This is a genomic window from uncultured Campylobacter sp. (genome assembly GCF_938045405.1).
Classification (GTDB): domain Bacteria; phylum Campylobacterota; class Campylobacteria; order Campylobacterales; family Campylobacteraceae; genus Campylobacter_B.
In genome coordinates this window covers 1-1,092 of record NZ_CALIMW010000041.1, presented here as the reverse complement: position 1 = coordinate 1,092, position 1,092 = coordinate 1, and the positions used below count along the sequence as shown (strand labels likewise).

Genomic DNA, 1,092 nt, shown 5'->3' with positions numbered 1-1,092 from the left:
AAAATAGCGCCAAAAATAGAAATTTTTTCATACCCGCCTCCGTTAAATTTAGCGCCATTTTAATTAAAAATGCTGAATTTAAGGAAAACTACTTATTTTTTATTCGGTCAAATTCTGACCGCAGCCGCGAGTATAATTTGGCTAAATTTTTGCTAAGGAGTAAAAAATGGCTTCAAGTTCAATCGATAGCAGGGTCTTTGGGGTGCTTTTTGCAAGCGAGGAGATGAAGAAAATTTTCAGTGATGAAAATCGCGTACAAAAGTGGCTTGATACCGAGGCTGCACTTGCTAGGGCACAAGCAAAGCTCGGTATAATTGAACCGCGTAGAGCGGAACAGATCACGAAATTTGCCCATGCGGAGCTTTTAAATTTGGATGCGATCGGCGAGAATTACAAAAGCTCGATAACCATCGTGCCGCTTTTGAAGGAGTTTAAAAAGGTCTTTGACGACGATAGCGGCGAGTTTGTGCATTGGGGCGCTACGAGCCAGGACATAATGGACAACGGCATGATTTTGCAGATCCGCGAGGCGCACGCGCTGCTTACGAGGCTACTAGATAAAACATATCGCGAGTGCCTAAAAATCGCAGAAAAATATAAAAATACCGTAATGGCGGGTCGCACGCACGTGATCCACGCGCTGCCAATCACGTTTGGTTTCAAAGTCGCTATGTGGGCGCAGGAGATCAAGCGTAGCTTGCAACGCTTGGAAGAGATTAAGCCGCGATTATTCGTAGGGCAACTTAGCGGCGCCGTGGGCACGCTAGCAAGCCAGGAAGGCAAGGGTTTTGAGATGCAAAAGCTGATGTTTGAAGATCTTGGCTTAAACGTACCCATCATATCCTGGCATCCAAGCCGCGATCATATCGCGGAATTCGTAGCTTTGCAGGCGCTCATCGCAGGCACGATCGGACGTATCGCGCATGAAATTTTAAGTCTTCAGCGTACCGAAATTTGCGAGGTCGAAGAGCCGTTTTTTATGGGTAAAGTGGGTAGCTCTACGATGCCGCATAAGCGTAACCCGCAGGTTTGCGAGAGCGTCATTGCGCTTACTAAGATCGTGCGTGCTCAAGCGCCTCTTGCGGTCGAGGC

The 1,092-nt window shown here is 47.3% G+C and carries 1 protein-coding gene; it reads left to right on the top strand.

Features of this window, described 5'->3' with window-relative positions:
* Positions 1–166: 166 nt before the first annotated feature.
* Positions 167–1,092, top strand: a 926-nt coding sequence (locus Q0140_RS01395) for an adenylosuccinate lyase family protein (RefSeq protein ID WP_297960884.1), incomplete at its 3' end; no start/stop codon positions are given.